Genomic DNA, 14231 nt, shown 5'->3' on the forward strand with positions numbered 1-14231 from the left:
TTTCATGACCTCGACCTTGTTAGCCGAACAATCTGATTCGCCTGTAACGCCTCAACGTGTGTTGGAGGATGTGTTTGGTTACCAAGAGTTCCGTGATGGTCAGCAGTTGGTGATTGACGCCGCGATAGAAGGTCGCGACAGCTTAGTTATCCTGCCTACTGGTGGCGGTAAGTCGCTGTGTTATCAAATTCCTGCTTTGGTTCGCGCTGGCATTACTTTGGTCATTTCTCCGCTTATCTCGCTGATGAAGGACCAAGTGGACCAGCTTAAAGCCAACGGTGTAGCGGCTGAGTGCATTAACTCGACCATGCCTCGTGAAGAGCTGCTCAGCGTGTATAACCGCATGCACACTGGTCATCTTAAGTTGGTGTACGTCTCGCCAGAACGCGTATTAATGCGTGACTTCATTGAACGTTTGGAAAACCTGCCGTTATCGATGATTGCCGTTGATGAAGCGCACTGTATTTCCCAGTGGGGACACGACTTCCGTCCAGAATATGCCGCGCTTGGTCAACTTAAGCAGCAGTTTTCCCATGTGCCATTTATGGCGCTGACGGCGACCGCAGATGATGCAACGCGCCGAGATATTCTTGAACGCCTGCAACTGAATAATCCAGAGGTTTACCTAGGCAGCTTCGACCGTCCCAACATTCGCTACAACTTAGTTGAGAAGCACAAGCCGGTTTCGCAAATCGTTCGTTATCTTGAAACCCAAAAGGGTAACTGCGGCATCATCTATTGTGGTAGCCGTAAGAAAGTTGAGATGGTGACCGAGAAGCTGTGCAACAACCACATTCGTGCTGCTGGTTATCACGCAGGTATGGACGCTGATGAGCGCGCTTACGTTCAAGAAGCTTTCCAACGTGATGACATCCAAATTGTAGTGGCGACCGTGGCATTCGGTATGGGCATCAACAAACCAAACGTGCGTTTTGTGGTTCACTTTGATATCCCGCGCAACATCGAGTCTTACTATCAGGAAACGGGTCGTGCAGGGCGTGATGGTTTACCTGCAGAAGCGATGATGTTGTATGACCCAGCGGACATCAGTTGGCTGCGCCGTATGTTGGATGAGAAAGACGATGGTCCACAGAAGCAGGTGGAAACCCACAAACTGAATGCGATGAGTGCCTTTGCTGAGGCGCAGACTTGTCGTCGTCAGGTGCTATTGAATTACTTTGGTGAGTATCGTGAGAAGCCATGTGGCAACTGCGATATTTGCTTAGATCCACCGAAGCACTTTGATGCAACAGAAGAAGCACGTAAGGCGTTGTCTTGTGTGTACCGTGTTAATCAGAGCTTTGGTATGGGCTACGTGGTAGAAGTGCTACGTGGCATGCAAAACATTCGTGTACGTGAAAACGGGCACGATAAGATTTCTACCTACGCGATAGGGCGCGATCACAGCCACGATTACTGGGTGAGTATCTTCCGTCAGTTAATCCACAAAGGGCTGCTGTTCCAAAACATCACGCGTAACTCAACGCTGCAACTTACTGAAGAGGCGCGTCCGCTGCTACGTGGCGATGTGACTCTGGAGTTAGCGGTTCCGCGTTTAGACACTGCAGCACGTGCGGCGAAGTCGGACAAACTGACCAGCAAGAACTACGACAAAAAGCTGTTTGCTAAGTTACGTAAGCTGCGTAAGTCGATTGCTGATGAAGATGGTTTGCCACCATACGTGGTCTTTAGTGATGCGACTCTGATTGATATGGCGGAAATTCTGCCAACGTCTTACGGCGAAATGCTGGCAGTCAGTGGAGTTGGTCAGCGCAAACTGGAGAAGTACGCCGACCCATTCCTCGATTTGATTCAAGAACACATTACTCACCACGGATAAGGAACCAAGATGCAAAAGGAATTTGGCTTAGCGGACTACATGGCACAAGAAGGGCGCTTAATCATTACCGCGCCGAGCTTTGACCTTGATAGCTTTCCTGCCTTAGGTGAGCGTTTAGTCAGACTGCTTTCTGCAACTGTGTTGGAAAAGCAATGGGATGCGGACATTCACTCTTGGCTGATCGACTTTGAAGGTTGCCGACTGTTTATGAAAGCAGAGCATTACAGCGAAGCGATTTGGTTTGAAGCTTTAGCAATTGAAGAGAGCAGGGAAGAGCTGGATTATCTTGCAGGATTGTTCCAGCGCGGTTTCTAAAAATAGAATTTTTCTTGAAAGGGTGTTTCACATGAAACACCCTTTTTTATGCTCAAACGTTTGCGTAAGACAGATGACTTGCGGCGAAAAGTGGTTAATGTATAATCGCCCACCGCTTCGCTCAGAAAGAGCCAAGCCAGTTTATTTTTCATTTTACATTGTTGGTAAGAGCCACTTTATTCAGTGACTCGATTTGGGTTCCCTCACCCCCAAACCAAACTAAAAAGGTATCGCATGAGTAACTTTACCCCTGCGCAGCAGCGCAACGCCCTTATCTATCTGGTTCTATTCCACCTAGTCATTATTGCATCTAGCAATTACCTAGTTCAGCTACCGTTTACTATTTTCGGTTTCCATACCACTTGGGGCGCATTCACTTTCCCATTTATATTCCTAGCGACTGACTTAACTGTGCGTATTTTCGGTGCTCAGTTGGCGCGTAAGATCATCTTCTTAGTGATGTTGCCTGCTTTGGCAGTGTCTTACTTCTTATCGGTGGTGTTCTTCGAAGGTCAATTCCAAGGTTTTGGTCACCTAGGGGAATTTAACTTATTCGTTGCTCGTATCGCGATTGCTAGCTTCATGGCGTACCTACTTGGTCAGATCATGGATGTGCACGTGTTCAACCGCCTACGTCAAATGAAGCAATGGTGGGTGGCACCAACGTGTTCAACGCTTTTCGGTAATGCACTTGATACTATCGCTTTCTTCGCCATTGCGTTCTATCAAAGCCCAGATCCATTTATGGCAGAGCATTGGACGGAAATCGCGTTGGTGGATTACGGCTTCAAACTGATTATCAGTCTTGGTTTGTTCGTTCCGATGTACGGCGTATTACTGAATTACCTAATTAAGAAGCTGACTGCGGTGAACCCTGACTTTAAGGTGACCACAAGCGTTCAGTCTTAATATCAGTGGGAACCCCGAAAGCCGCTTGCTCAAATCAAGCGGCTTTTTTGTGCCTGTTTACTTGGGGTTAGAGGGTTTTGTACAGCATGGGGAGTAATTAGATCATGGGTGTCCAAAAGCTCCCTAAGCTGTACAAAGGTAAAAATGGAGTAATAAAAAAGGTCCCGAGTGAGACCTTTTTATCGAAGTTACGGAACGTAGAGGAAGCTAGTTGGTGAAATGGCTAACGGAGCATCTTCTCAATCAAAATGGCTTTTTGCGCATCGAAGGCGCCAAGTTGCAGGCCGTTCTCCCAACTGATGCTTTGATTGAACATCGCCAGCATCAAACCGACACTGCGTTGATTGGCGTCCTGCCAGCAATCAGATTCGCTGTACTCTCCATCATTTATCGCGTTGCCATTAACGAGAATGGGCTCGAAACGCCATTTTTCGCCGACACGGTAGTAGCCTTTACTGGTTAAGGTCTGGTTGGATTGAATCGTTAAAATGTGCTCGATGCCCGGCTCACCGGTTAATTCAAATACAAATCTTAGCTGGTGGTCGCCACATTGCAACTCAACGATCAGTTGGCCGTTTTCCTCAATCAGTGTTGACTGAGAGTAGTCTCCGAAGCAGTGCAGCAACCAAGAAATAGGGTGACTGGCTGTTTCAAGAAACCACTCTTTGAGTGTGAAGGTGCCCGGTAGGTTAACTTGGGTGATTAGATTGACCACACAAGGTTGGGTTTGCGAGGTGAGCCATTTCTCTATCGTCTTGGCGGTCTCTAGCTGAGCAAAGGCGTAATTAACCAATAGGTTGGAGTTCGGTTGCTGCCAGTGAGTGATGTCGGAATTCAATCCCACCAATGGCTTTTCACAAATCAGCTTGGTTGAACCTAACGTCTTTATGATCTCTGCATGAGTATGCGCAGGTGTCGCGATGGTCACGACATCGAGTTGTTTGAGTGCGCTGATGTTCGTTTCTGCCTTTAGGATTGCTTCCTCACTGCACGCTTGCTGAAGCGGTTCTATTTGGTTGGCGCATAACGTTGTGACCGATACACCATTGTTTCGATAGTGGGGAATGTGCGTGCGTCCCCAGTTGATTCCTATGATGCCAGCTTGTTTGATTTGCTCTGGCTTGTTGAAACGTTCACTCAATGGCGGCAAGGCAATTCGTTCATCTGTTAGACGTTGGTCATGGTGATAATCATTGCTTGGCAGCACTTGCCATGGCTTGTTGTAATGCTGCTTGAGTGCACAAACGAGTTCGTAGAAATTCCACTTATCCTTTAAGTTGCTATCAAGATGGTATAAACCTGCTTCGTTCCGCTCAATAAGCTGCAAAAAGGCGAGTGCAGTATCGTCCATATGAGAAGTCGCGGGATACCAAACTGTACTAGCGGTAATAACGCCGTTCTCTTCATATTGGCGGTCGAGATGCGCCAACATGTTATTGCCTTCTGCTTGGTGATGGAGCTGCCAACCAATTCGAGCAATCATCGCATCTGGATTTGCTTGCCAGATTGCATCTTCACAACGAACTTTGTATTTGCCGTATTCATCTTGGGTGTTTCTTTCTTCAAAGATGCCATAAGGCCCATTTTTTGTGGCATCAAATACCATTGCTGTACTGACAAAAAGATAAGGAATGTTGCGCTGTTTGCAGTGCTCACCAAGCCACGCTGCCCACGCTTCACTCCCCATCGCCATGTGGCACACCGCATCAATGTGGTGCTGTTGCCAAAATTGCTCACTTTGCTGTGGATCATCTGGTGGGATTTGGTGGTGATTCCATTCCAATACGTTCCAGCCACGGAGGTGGAACTGATGAGCAACTTTAGGGGCGAGGGTGCCAGTTAAGCCAGTCATTAAAACGGTTTTCATTATGGTGCATCTTGGTTGGCTAAATCGTGCTTATCAATAAAGCATGGCTGTTTTTCGATGTAGAGCGGAGAAGCTGAGATTTTTGCTGGGCAGCACGTTTTGTAGGGGAAGTAGAAGCAAAAAAACCCAAGCGAACGCCTGGGCTTTAGTATTGTAAGGCAGTGATATTCGCTTATTTTGCTACGATATTTAATGGCCAGCCGATGTCTGTCTGACGGTTGGATTCAATTTCCAACTCAGCCGCAGTCAGTGGGTTTTTCTCTAGCCATTGCGCATCAATGTGTAACGTTAGATTGTCGCCTTCAACCGTTAGAGTCACATTTGGCTCTAGATCAGGATTGCGACGATGGCTGAGTAGAACCGCAAGACGCAACAGTCTCAATACTCGTTTGGCACTTGAGCCTGATAATGCATGCTGCTCAGGTAAAGAAGTGAGCTGTTCGCGATAGCGACGAGCCACTTCACCAATAAAGAACTTCTGCGCGCGCGTGTAACCAGGCAGATCCAAATTCTGCAGCAAGTAAGCACTATGCTCTCCGCCTTTTTTGAAATCGATAGTTAAACCAATTTCATGCAGTTTTGCGGCGGTCTCGAGTAATATCTTGCCCTGAGGCTCTGTAATCCACTCATCGCCCCCAGCTTGCTGTAAAAGCGTGTGTGCCAGAGTAGCGACTTGTTCGCCGTATTGGTGATCGAGCTGATAGCGATTTTGTACGCTAGCGATAGTGCGGGCACGAATGTCTTCTTGGCGAAGCTCTTCAACCATCTCATACACTAAGCCTTCGCGTAGTGCGCCGCCAGCGAGTGTCATAGCATCGATTTCAAGCAATTCAAAAACGGCAATCAAAATAGAGAGGCCACTAGGGAACACTAATGCCCGCTCAAGTGTTAAGCCTTCAATATCGAGCTCTTCTAAATGGTCGGCCAACATGGCTTGCTTCTGTAGACGCTTGAGTTTGGAGTGAGTGATTACTTCGTCCATGCCTTGCGCCAGCATTATCTCTTGCAATGCCTGAACAGTGCCTGATGCACCAACACACACATCCCAACCAATTTCTGTATAACGTTCTAAAATCGGCTGAATGGTCTGTTTCGCTCCTTCAATTGCCGCGTCAAAGTTACGAGCATTCAATTGGCGATCTTTAAAGAAGTTTTCAAGCCAAGTCACGCAGCCCATTTTTAAGCTGGTCAGTGCTTTGGCTTCGAAACCTTCACCGATAATCAGTTCGGTACTTGCTCCACCGATATCGACTACAAGGCGACGACCACTACCGCCAGAGGTGTGAGCGACACCTTTATAGATAGTGGCAGCTTCTTCTTCACCAGTAATCACTTCGATAGGCTGGCCTAGAATTTGGTTAGCCTTTTCTAAAAACACATCTACATTGGTCGCGGTACGTAATGTTGCAGTACCGACGATGCGAATGTTTTGTTTAGGAATGTCCTGCAAGCGTTCCGCAAATAGACTTAAGCAGTCCCATCCTCGCTGCATAGCTTCCATACTAAGAGAATTATGTTCATCTAAGCCCGCTGCTAGACGAACTTTGCGCTTAATTTTAGCCATTGTTTGAACGCTGCCATCGATGTGACGCACAACGAGCATGTGAAAACTGTTCGACCCGAGGTCGATGGCGGCATATAGCGGTGATGATCCTGCTTGACTCATAAACGAACTCAGTTTCCTATTACGATTGTTTTGGTGCCGATTGACGCGGTTGGCGTGGACGACGTCCCTGCGGCTTACGGTTACCAGAACCAGAACGGGTACCGCCAGTATTCGTGCGGCGCTGTTGGTTGCGTGGTGCACGCATACGAATCGGAGCCGGTAGATCTTGAATCAGTGCCGACGAATCGTACTCTGAAACTGGGATTGTATGCTCAATGTATTCTTCGATTGCTGGTAGGTTAACCGCGTACTCTTCACAAGCAAAACTGATCGAATGGCCGCTCGCACCAGCGCGACCAGTACGGCCAATACGGTGAACATAATCTTCACAGTCGTCAGGAAGGTCGTAGTTGAAAACGTGCGTTACCTGAGGAATATGCAGGCCACGCGCTGCAACGTCAGTTGCAACTAAGATGTCGACATCACCTTTGGTGAATTGCTCAAGAATCTTCTCACGCTTCTTCTGCGGTACATCGCCAGTAAGAAGGCCTACACGGTGTCCATCGGCAGCCAAATGTCCCCAAACCGATTCACACTTATGCTTGGTATTGGCAAAAATGATAGCGCGATCTGGCCACTCTTCTTCAATTAGTGTTTGAAGCAGCGCCATTTTGTCTTCATTCGAAGGATAGAAAAGCTCTTCCTGGATACGGTGGCCAGTTTTTTGTTCTGGTTCGACAACGACATGCTCAGGAGTATTCATGTGTTCGAATGCCAGTTCTTGAACGCGGTAAGACAGCGTTGCTGAGAACAGCATGTTCAAACGCTCTTTTGGCTCAGGCATACGACGGAACAAGAAGCGAATGTCTTTAATAAAGCCAAGATCGAACATGCGGTCGGCTTCGTCCAGAACAACAGCTTGAATGTTGTTGAGGTTAAACACGCGCTGTTTGTAGAAATCGATGATACGGCCTGTTGTTCCGATCAGAATATCTACGCCGTCTTGCAGTTTCGCAAGTTGCTTGTCGTAGCTTTCACCACCGTAAGCTAGAGCGGTTTTTAGACCTGTGCTTTCAGTTAATGATTCTGCATCATTGTAAATCTGAATAGCGAGCTCACGTGTAGGCGCCATAATAATTGCGCGTGGCTGTGTAGGCTTACGACCTTCATGTTCCGGAGTCGTCAGAAGGTGGTTGAACGTAGCAGTAAGAAACGCGAGCGTTTTACCAGTACCCGTTTGGGCCTGGCCTGCGATGTCTTGGCCGGTGAGCAGGACCGGCAACGCCAAGGCTTGGATAGGGGTACAAAATTCGAACCCTTTTTTGTCCAATCCTTCAATAACTTGGGGCTTTAAGCCCAAATCGGCGAACTTTTGCTCTGTGATATGCGTCTTTTTCATGGCTATAGAATATCAGCTAAAGCTTGCAATACGAAAGTAAATACATTCCAATAGGGCATCTAATTACTGGTTATCATCCAACCAGTTTCGAAAAACACATTGGAGTGGAAGATGAGTGATAAGATTTTGCAGCTAACTGATGACGGTTTTGAAAACGATGTAATCAACGCTGCAGGCCCGGTTCTAGTGGATTTTTGGGCAGAATGGTGTGGTCCTTGTAAAATGATCGCTCCTATTTTGGACGAAATCGCAGACGAGTACGAAGGCAAACTCACTATCGGTAAACTAAACATCGACCATAACGCAGGTACACCACCTAAGTTTGGTATTCGCGGCATTCCAACGCTATTACTATTTAAAGATGGTAACGTAGCGGCAACGAAAGTAGGTGCTCTGTCTAAAACTCAACTAAAAGAGTTCCTAGACGCAAACTTATAATCACCAAGTGATTACAGATAAAACCGTGCAAAGTTACAATGCACGGTTTTGTTTTTCTAACTCTGGACTAGAATACTAATTAGTGCTAACTTATCGCGCGTTAATTGAACAAATTTCTCTTCTTGGTCGATCCTGAGACCAAATCCATCTTAACTAGAAAACAGATCTTATTTTGACTAAACAAGAATCCACCACCATGAACCTTACCGAACTGAAGAACAGACCTGTGTCTGACCTTGTAAAACTGGGCGAAAGCTTAGGATTAGAGAACCTAGCTCGCTTAAGAAAACAAGACATCATCTTCGCGATTTTAAAAGCGCACGCGAAAGGCGGCGAAGACATCTTTGGCGATGGGGTTCTGGAAATTCTGCAAGACGGCTTTGGTTTCCTACGCAGTGCAGATAGTTCATACCTTGCGGGTCCGGACGATATCTACGTATCACCAAGTCAGATTCGTCGCTTTAACCTACGTACTGGTGACTCTATCGCTGGTAAAATTCGTCCACCAAAAGACGGTGAACGTTACTTTGCCCTTCTAAAAGTCAATACCGTTAACGACGATAAACCAGACAACGCCCGTAACAAGATCCTATTTGAAAACCTTACCCCTCTACATGCGAATGAGCGCATGGTTATGGAGCGTGGTAACGGTTCAACAGAAGACATTACAGCACGTGTTTTAGACTTGGCATCGCCAATCGGTAAAGGTCAACGTGGTCTGATTGTTGCTCCGCCTAAAGCGGGTAAAACAATGCTTCTGCAAAACATCGCGCAAAGCATCGCGTACAACCACCCAGAGTGTGAGTTGATGGTTCTTCTTATCGACGAACGTCCAGAAGAAGTAACTGAGATGCAGCGCCTAGTTAAAGGTGAAGTGGTTGCGTCGACTTTCGATGAGCCAGCATCGCGTCACGTACAAGTAGCGGAAATGGTGATCGAGAAAGCAAAACGTCTTGTTGAACATAAGAAAGACGTGGTTATCTTGCTTGACTCTATCACTCGTCTAGCTCGTGCTTACAACACCGTAGTGCCTTCATCAGGTAAAGTACTAACTGGTGGTGTGGATGCAAACGCATTACATCGTCCTAAGCGTTTCTTCGGTGCTGCACGTAACGTAGAAGAAGGCGGCAGCCTAACTATCATCGCAACGGCACTAGTAGATACTGGTTCTAAAATGGATGAAGTTATCTACGAAGAGTTCAAGGGTACAGGTAACATGGAACTGCACTTGAACCGTAAGATTGCTGAGAAGCGTGTATTCCCTGCGATTGACTTCAACCGCTCAGGTACACGTCGTGAAGAGCTACTGACGAAGACTGACGAACTACAGAAGATGTGGATTCTGCGTAAGATCGTTCACCCAATGGGCGAAATCGACGCAATGGAATTCCTAATCGATAAGCTAGCGATGACGAAGACCAACGATGAGTTCTTCGATGCGATGCGTCGTCAATAGTCTCAGATAAGTTATTCTGCGAAAAGCCACCGTATATCGGTGGCTTTTTTATTGCTTTCTCCCGATAGAAGTATCAGAATGAAGGAAATGTTATCGGGAGGTTAACATGCAACAAGGAATGTTGTCGTCATTACTCCTGAGCTTGTCACTTATCACTCTACCTGCGACATTATCTGCCAAGGAAATGCATGAGTCTGTAGTAGAGCAGTGGCTTCAGGATACTCAAATACAGGCTAAAGTCTCTGAACTGCTTGATTACGCTGTCAGAGATGAAGTCGACTCGCTTAAATTTGCCCTTGATAGACTTGCTTTGCCTCAACAAGAGGTGGTGCGCTTTCAATTATTGGAAAAGCTTGAAAAGCAAGATGTGATTCTCACGCCTCGAATGGCTCTGTTTGTTGAGTCCCAGATCCGTATGACCCCGACTTATCAAGTGTTAGAGCGAGGTGATGGGTATGAATTTAGTGTACCCGCTTTTAACTTTCCCGTTATTGCGAGTCGCTTGATTAAGCGTTGGAAACAAGACCAAAGTACCTTGGACTTTGTCTTACAAGCTGAACGAAGAGAGCTTAACTTAAAGCAATGGCTTACAGGGCCATCTCAACAAGCTCAAGCGCGTGAAGCGCTTTTGATTCGAGAGTTAGACAGTTTATCACCCAACGCGCTTGCTGCATTAGCGGCCCAGTTAACCAAAGCAAATGTGACCAGTTGGTTACCCTCGACGGCCGTGATAGTCAGGTTGGCACAAGTTAGTCAGGATGAGGAAGTGTACAACTTACTCTGGCGGATGAAAGCCGATTACAACAGCCAGTCCGAACTTGAGCGTTTAGCTGCGGTTGGAGACGTTTTTTCCATTCAGCAATTGATGAATGCCACAGTTAACCCATCACTCAAGCCAGAAGCTATTAGTCTACTTACAAAATCTAACCCTCTATCTCCGCAAGTAAAGCAGTTTCTAGTTAGAAAAATGGCGTTATCAGAAGAAGCAACCATGGTTGCTCGAGAGCTTGCTCAACAAGGGCATCAAACCTGGTTGGAAGAGTTAGTATCTTCGAACCATCAGATAAAGACTCGGCAGATTGAACAAGTATTAAAGTAATCTTGCTCACATACCCACACAAAATAGGAGGATCTTAGCGTCCTCCTATTTGTTATACTGCGGACAGTTTAATCAGCCAGCATGAAGGCCTATGAGTTTTAAGGATTTACGCGAATTTATCGACCACCTAGAACAGAAAGGTCGACTTAAACGCATCACTCACCCTGTCGATCCCGCTTATGAAATGACAGAAATCAGCGACCGCACCTTGCGTGCTGGTGGACCTGCGCTGTTGTTTGAGAACCCAATCGGCTACGACGTACCTGTTTTGACTAACCTGTTTGGTACACCAGAGCGTGTCGCAATCGGCATGGGACGTGAAGACGTTAAAGAATTAAGAGAAGTCGGTAAGCTGCTGGCTTATTTAAAAGAACCTGAGCCACCAAAAGGCTTCAAAGACGCTTTAGAAAAACTGCCTGTGTTCAAACAAGTATTGAACATGCCGGCTAAGCGTTTACGTAAAGCACCATGCCAAGACATTGTTTGGCAAGGTGATGAAGTCGACTTGGATAAAATTCCGGTAATGAGCTGCTGGGCAGAAGATGTAGCGCCGCTGCTTACTTGGGGCTTAACCGTAACCAAAGGTCCAAATAAGAAACGTCAGAACCTAGGCATTTACCGTCAGCAGAAAATTGCCAAGAACAAAATCATCATGCGTTGGTTAGCCCATCGTGGTGGTGCGCTTGATCTGCGCGATTGGATGGAAACCAACCCAGGTAAACCTTTCCCAGTTTCGGTCGCGTTTGGTGCAGACCCAGCAACCATTCTTGGCGCAGTAACACCAGTGCCAGATACGCTATCGGAATACGCATTTGCAGGTTTGCTACGTGGAAGCAAAACGGAAGTCGTGAAGTCAGTCAGCAACGATTTGGAAGTGCCAGCGAGCGCGGAAATCGTGATGGAAGGCTATATCGACCCGAACGAGTTTGCTGATGAAGGTCCTTACGGTGACCACACTGGCTACTATAACGAAAAAGAAAAGCACCACGTATTTACTATTACGCACATTACTATGCGTAAAGACCCTATTTATCACAGCACCTACACAGGTCGTCCGCCAGATGAACCAGCTGTATTGGGTGTGGCATTAAACGAAGTGTTTGTGCCTATTCTGCAAAAGCAATTCCCAGAGATTGAAGACTTCTATCTTCCGCCAGAAGGTTGTTCGTACCGAATGGCCGTCGTCACCATGAAGAAGCAGTACCCAGGACATGCCAAGCGCGTAATGATGGGCGTGTGGTCTTTCTTACGTCAATTCATGTATACCAAGTTTGTTATTGTGTGCGATGAATCGGTAAACGCACGAGATTGGAATGATGTCGTGAAAGCCATGTCAGAGCATATGGATCCTGTACGTGATACCTTGATGATAGATAACACGCCAATCGACTCGCTCGACTTTGCTTCACCAGTGGTTGGGCTTGGCTCCAAAATGGGCTTGGATGCGACCATTAAATGGGATGCCGAGCTGGCGACGCGAACCGAGGTCACTGAGCGAGACAGCAAAGCGATTACCGAAGCAGAACTAAATGAGTTGAAACAGCAACGCCCTGAGATTGTTGACGTCTATCTTCCAGTTACAGCAAACAACCAATTTGCTGTCGTGACTATGAAGAAAGACCAAGCTGGTCAATCCCAAGAATTGATGGAACATCTATGGGGCTTCTTTGCTCAGTACACGGATAACAAATTCATCATTTTGTGCGACGATGACGTTAATGCACGAGATTGGAATGACATCATTTGGGCGGTGACAACTCGAATGGACCCAGATAGAGACACGATTCAAGTGCTTGGTAAGACTGAGAGTTCATCCCAATTAGGACTGGATGCGACCAACAAGTTCGAATCTGAAGTCACGCGCGAGTGGGGTACGCCTATCAAAAAAGATCCTAAACTTGTGGCTAAAGTCGATGAGATTTGGGACCAGTTAGGTATTCTATGAGTCATCAAGTCCACCTTCTACCAATGGACGTTACGTTCCAAGTAAAAGAAGGGGAGACGGTGTTGGAAGCTGCGCTCAACAACAATATTCGCTTCCCGCACCGTTGCCAAGTTGGCGCTTGCGCCATGTGCATGTGTAAAAAGCTAACGGGCGAGGTGAGCTATCACCTCGAACCGATGCTAACCGAAAAAGAGCAACAGCAAGGTTGGATATTCCCTTGCCAAGCCTATACAGAAAGTAATTTAGTGCTTACTTTTGACGAGTAAGCGAGAGGAACACCATGACCATCCAATGTAAAGTAAAGTCTATTCAGCCGTTAGCTTGTAATACTTACCAAATCCTTCTTCATCCAGAATCACCAGTGCCTTTTAAAGCGGGTCAGTACCTAATGGTGGTGATGGGTGAAAAAGACAAACGTCCTTTCTCTATCGCAAGCAGCCCTTGTCGTCATGAAGGTGAACTTGAACTGCACATCGGTGCGGCGGAACACAACGCTTATGCACAAGAAGTTGTCGAAGCAATGCAAGCGGCGCTTGAAACTGATGGTCAGATTGAAATTGATGCGCCACATGGCGATGCTTGGGTTCAAGAAGAAAGCGAACGCCCATTATTATTAATTGCTGGTGGTACAGGCTTCAGTTACGTTCGCTCGATTCTGGATCACTGCGTAGCGCAGAATAAAACCAATCCTATCTATTTATATTGGGGGGCGCGCGATAACTGCCAGCTTTATGCTAAAGACGAACTGGTCGAGATTGCCGACAAGTTTGCCAATGTTCACTTTGTGCCAGTAGTAGAAGAAGCTCCTGCAGACTGGCAAGGTAAAGTTGGTAACGTGCTACAAGCTGTAGCTGAAGATTTCGAAAGCTTAGAAAACTACGATATCTATATTGCAGGTCGTTTTGAAATGGCTGGCGCAGCACGTGAACAGTTCACTCAGAACAAGAAAGCGAAGAGCGAACGTATGTTCGCAGACGCGTACGCATTCATTTAAATACGGCTTTTAAGGCAGAAAAAGAGGGTTTTTTACCCTCTTTTTTGCTTTTTTGATGAAATAGTCATCGAACAGTCAGTTTTTTCCATTTTTTTTCAAAAAAGGGTTGCGAACGGATCTGAGTTCCCTATAATGCGCATCCACCGACACGGCAGACGCGATAAGGCTTCAGCAAGGTCGGAGAGGTGAAAGCTTCTACGAAAAATAAAATTGAAAAAGTGTTTGACACTGTCAATTAAATCGCTAGAATGCACCTCCGCTTTGAGAGAAAAACTTCTCGCAAAGCAAGCTCTTTAACAATATAGACCTATCAATCTGTGTGGGCACTCGTTGATGATAATCCAAATAGTTTCTTCGGAAACA

12 protein-coding genes are annotated in these 14231 nt (G+C 46.6%); 9 read left to right on the forward strand and 3 right to left on the reverse strand.

Translation table 11 applies throughout. From position 1 onward, the window contains the following. The first annotated feature begins 4 nt into the window (after positions 1–4). The 3 genes from recQ (at position 5) to R7P64_RS23225 (ending at position 3064) form a co-directional block, all read left to right on the forward strand. Positions 5–1840, forward strand: coding sequence for an ATP-dependent DNA helicase RecQ (gene recQ, locus R7P64_RS23215; protein ID WP_213973569.1), 1836 nt, complete (start codon positions 5–7; stop codon positions 1838–1840). 9 nt (positions 1841–1849) lie between these two features. Next, positions 1850–2155, forward strand: a complete 306-nt coding sequence (locus R7P64_RS23220; RefSeq protein ID WP_038899112.1) for a DUF3630 family protein — start codon at positions 1850–1852, stop codon at positions 2153–2155. 234 nt (positions 2156–2389) lie between these two features. Beyond that, positions 2390–3064 carry a 7-cyano-7-deazaguanine/7-aminomethyl-7-deazaguanine transporter gene (locus R7P64_RS23225; protein ID WP_005378770.1) on the forward strand — a complete coding sequence of 225 codons (675 nt, stop codon included), beginning with the start codon at positions 2390–2392 and terminating at the stop codon, positions 3062–3064. Between the two features lie 223 nt (positions 3065–3287). Here the strand turns inward: R7P64_RS23225 and R7P64_RS23230 are convergent, their stop codons facing one another. The 3 genes from R7P64_RS23230 to rhlB all read right to left on the reverse strand — a co-directional run bounded on the left by R7P64_RS23230 (position 3288) and on the right by rhlB (position 7936). Beyond that, positions 3288–4931, reverse strand: a complete 1644-nt coding sequence (locus tag R7P64_RS23230) for a sugar nucleotide-binding protein (protein ID WP_054575527.1) — start codon at positions 4929–4931, stop codon at positions 3288–3290. Between the two features lie 172 nt (positions 4932–5103). Further along, a complete protein-coding gene (gene gppA / locus R7P64_RS23235) occupies positions 5104–6597 on the reverse strand; it encodes a guanosine-5'-triphosphate,3'-diphosphate diphosphatase (RefSeq protein ID WP_005382885.1) in 1494 nt (497 codons plus the stop codon). A 19-nt stretch (positions 6598–6616) separates the two neighbouring features. Next, entirely contained in the window at positions 6617–7936 is a 1320-nt protein-coding gene (rhlB, locus tag R7P64_RS23240) for an ATP-dependent RNA helicase RhlB (protein WP_005378764.1), read from the reverse strand. Positions 7937–8047: 111 nt separating this feature from the next. Here rhlB and trxA point away from each other — a divergent pair, with 111 nt between their 5' ends. From trxA to fre, 6 genes are all read left to right on the forward strand, one after another. After that, positions 8048–8374 (forward strand): thioredoxin TrxA, encoded by a 327-nt coding sequence (gene trxA / locus R7P64_RS23245; RefSeq protein ID WP_004745500.1) that lies wholly within the window; start codon positions 8048–8050, stop codon positions 8372–8374. A 196-nt stretch (positions 8375–8570) separates the two neighbouring features. Beyond that, positions 8571–9830, forward strand: coding sequence for a transcription termination factor Rho (gene rho / locus R7P64_RS23250; RefSeq protein ID WP_005378757.1), 1260 nt, complete (start codon positions 8571–8573; stop codon positions 9828–9830). A 106-nt stretch (positions 9831–9936) separates the two neighbouring features. Continuing rightward, complete coding sequence (locus R7P64_RS23255) at positions 9937–10929, forward strand: hypothetical protein (RefSeq protein WP_054575528.1); 993 nt, start codon at positions 9937–9939, stop codon at positions 10927–10929. A gap of 91 nt (positions 10930–11020) precedes the next feature. After that, positions 11021–12874 (forward strand): 4-hydroxy-3-polyprenylbenzoate decarboxylase, encoded by a 1854-nt coding sequence (ubiD, locus tag R7P64_RS23260; RefSeq protein WP_005378755.1) that lies wholly within the window; start codon positions 11021–11023, stop codon positions 12872–12874. Beyond that, positions 12871–13140 (forward strand): 2Fe-2S iron-sulfur cluster-binding protein, encoded by a 270-nt coding sequence (locus tag R7P64_RS23265; RefSeq protein ID WP_009696789.1) that lies wholly within the window; start codon positions 12871–12873, stop codon positions 13138–13140. The genes ubiD and R7P64_RS23265 overlap by 4 nt, the downstream gene beginning before the upstream one ends. A 14-nt stretch (positions 13141–13154) precedes the next feature. Continuing rightward, positions 13155–13868, forward strand: a complete 714-nt coding sequence (gene fre / locus R7P64_RS23270; protein WP_005382872.1) for an NAD(P)H-flavin reductase — start codon at positions 13155–13157, stop codon at positions 13866–13868. Positions 13869–14231: the final 363 nt, after the last annotated feature.

The sequence above is a fragment of the Vibrio sp. 2304 genome (assembly GCF_033339475.1).
Taxonomy (GTDB): Bacteria; Pseudomonadota; Gammaproteobacteria; order Enterobacterales; family Vibrionaceae; genus Vibrio; species Vibrio alginolyticus.

What these genes read in the sequence shown, in the direction of transcription:
- recQ (WP_213973569.1), top strand. Translation starts at nt 5, where the DNA reads ATGACCTCGACCTTGTTAGCCGAACAATCTGATTCGCCTGTAACGCCT.
- rhlB (WP_005378764.1), bottom strand. Translation starts at nt 7,936, where the DNA reads ATGAAAAAGACGCATATCACAGAGCAAAAGTTCGCCGATTTGGGCTTA.
- fre (WP_005382872.1), top strand. Translation starts at nt 13,155, where the DNA reads ATGACCATCCAATGTAAAGTAAAGTCTATTCAGCCGTTAGCTTGTAAT.
- R7P64_RS23225 (WP_005378770.1), top strand. Translation starts at nt 2,390, where the DNA reads ATGAGTAACTTTACCCCTGCGCAGCAGCGCAACGCCCTTATCTATCTG.
- ubiD (WP_005378755.1), top strand. Translation starts at nt 11,021, where the DNA reads ATGAGTTTTAAGGATTTACGCGAATTTATCGACCACCTAGAACAGAAA.
- R7P64_RS23230 (WP_054575527.1), bottom strand. Translation starts at nt 4,931, where the DNA reads ATGAAAACCGTTTTAATGACTGGCTTAACTGGCACCCTCGCCCCTAAA.
- R7P64_RS23265 (WP_009696789.1), top strand. Translation starts at nt 12,871, where the DNA reads ATGAGTCATCAAGTCCACCTTCTACCAATGGACGTTACGTTCCAAGTA.
- R7P64_RS23255 (WP_054575528.1), top strand. Translation starts at nt 9,937, where the DNA reads ATGCAACAAGGAATGTTGTCGTCATTACTCCTGAGCTTGTCACTTATC.
- rho (WP_005378757.1), top strand. Translation starts at nt 8,571, where the DNA reads ATGAACCTTACCGAACTGAAGAACAGACCTGTGTCTGACCTTGTAAAA.
- gppA (WP_005382885.1), bottom strand. Translation starts at nt 6,597, where the DNA reads ATGAGTCAAGCAGGATCATCACCGCTATATGCCGCCATCGACCTCGGG.
- R7P64_RS23220 (WP_038899112.1), top strand. Translation starts at nt 1,850, where the DNA reads ATGCAAAAGGAATTTGGCTTAGCGGACTACATGGCACAAGAAGGGCGC.
- trxA (WP_004745500.1), top strand. Translation starts at nt 8,048, where the DNA reads ATGAGTGATAAGATTTTGCAGCTAACTGATGACGGTTTTGAAAACGAT.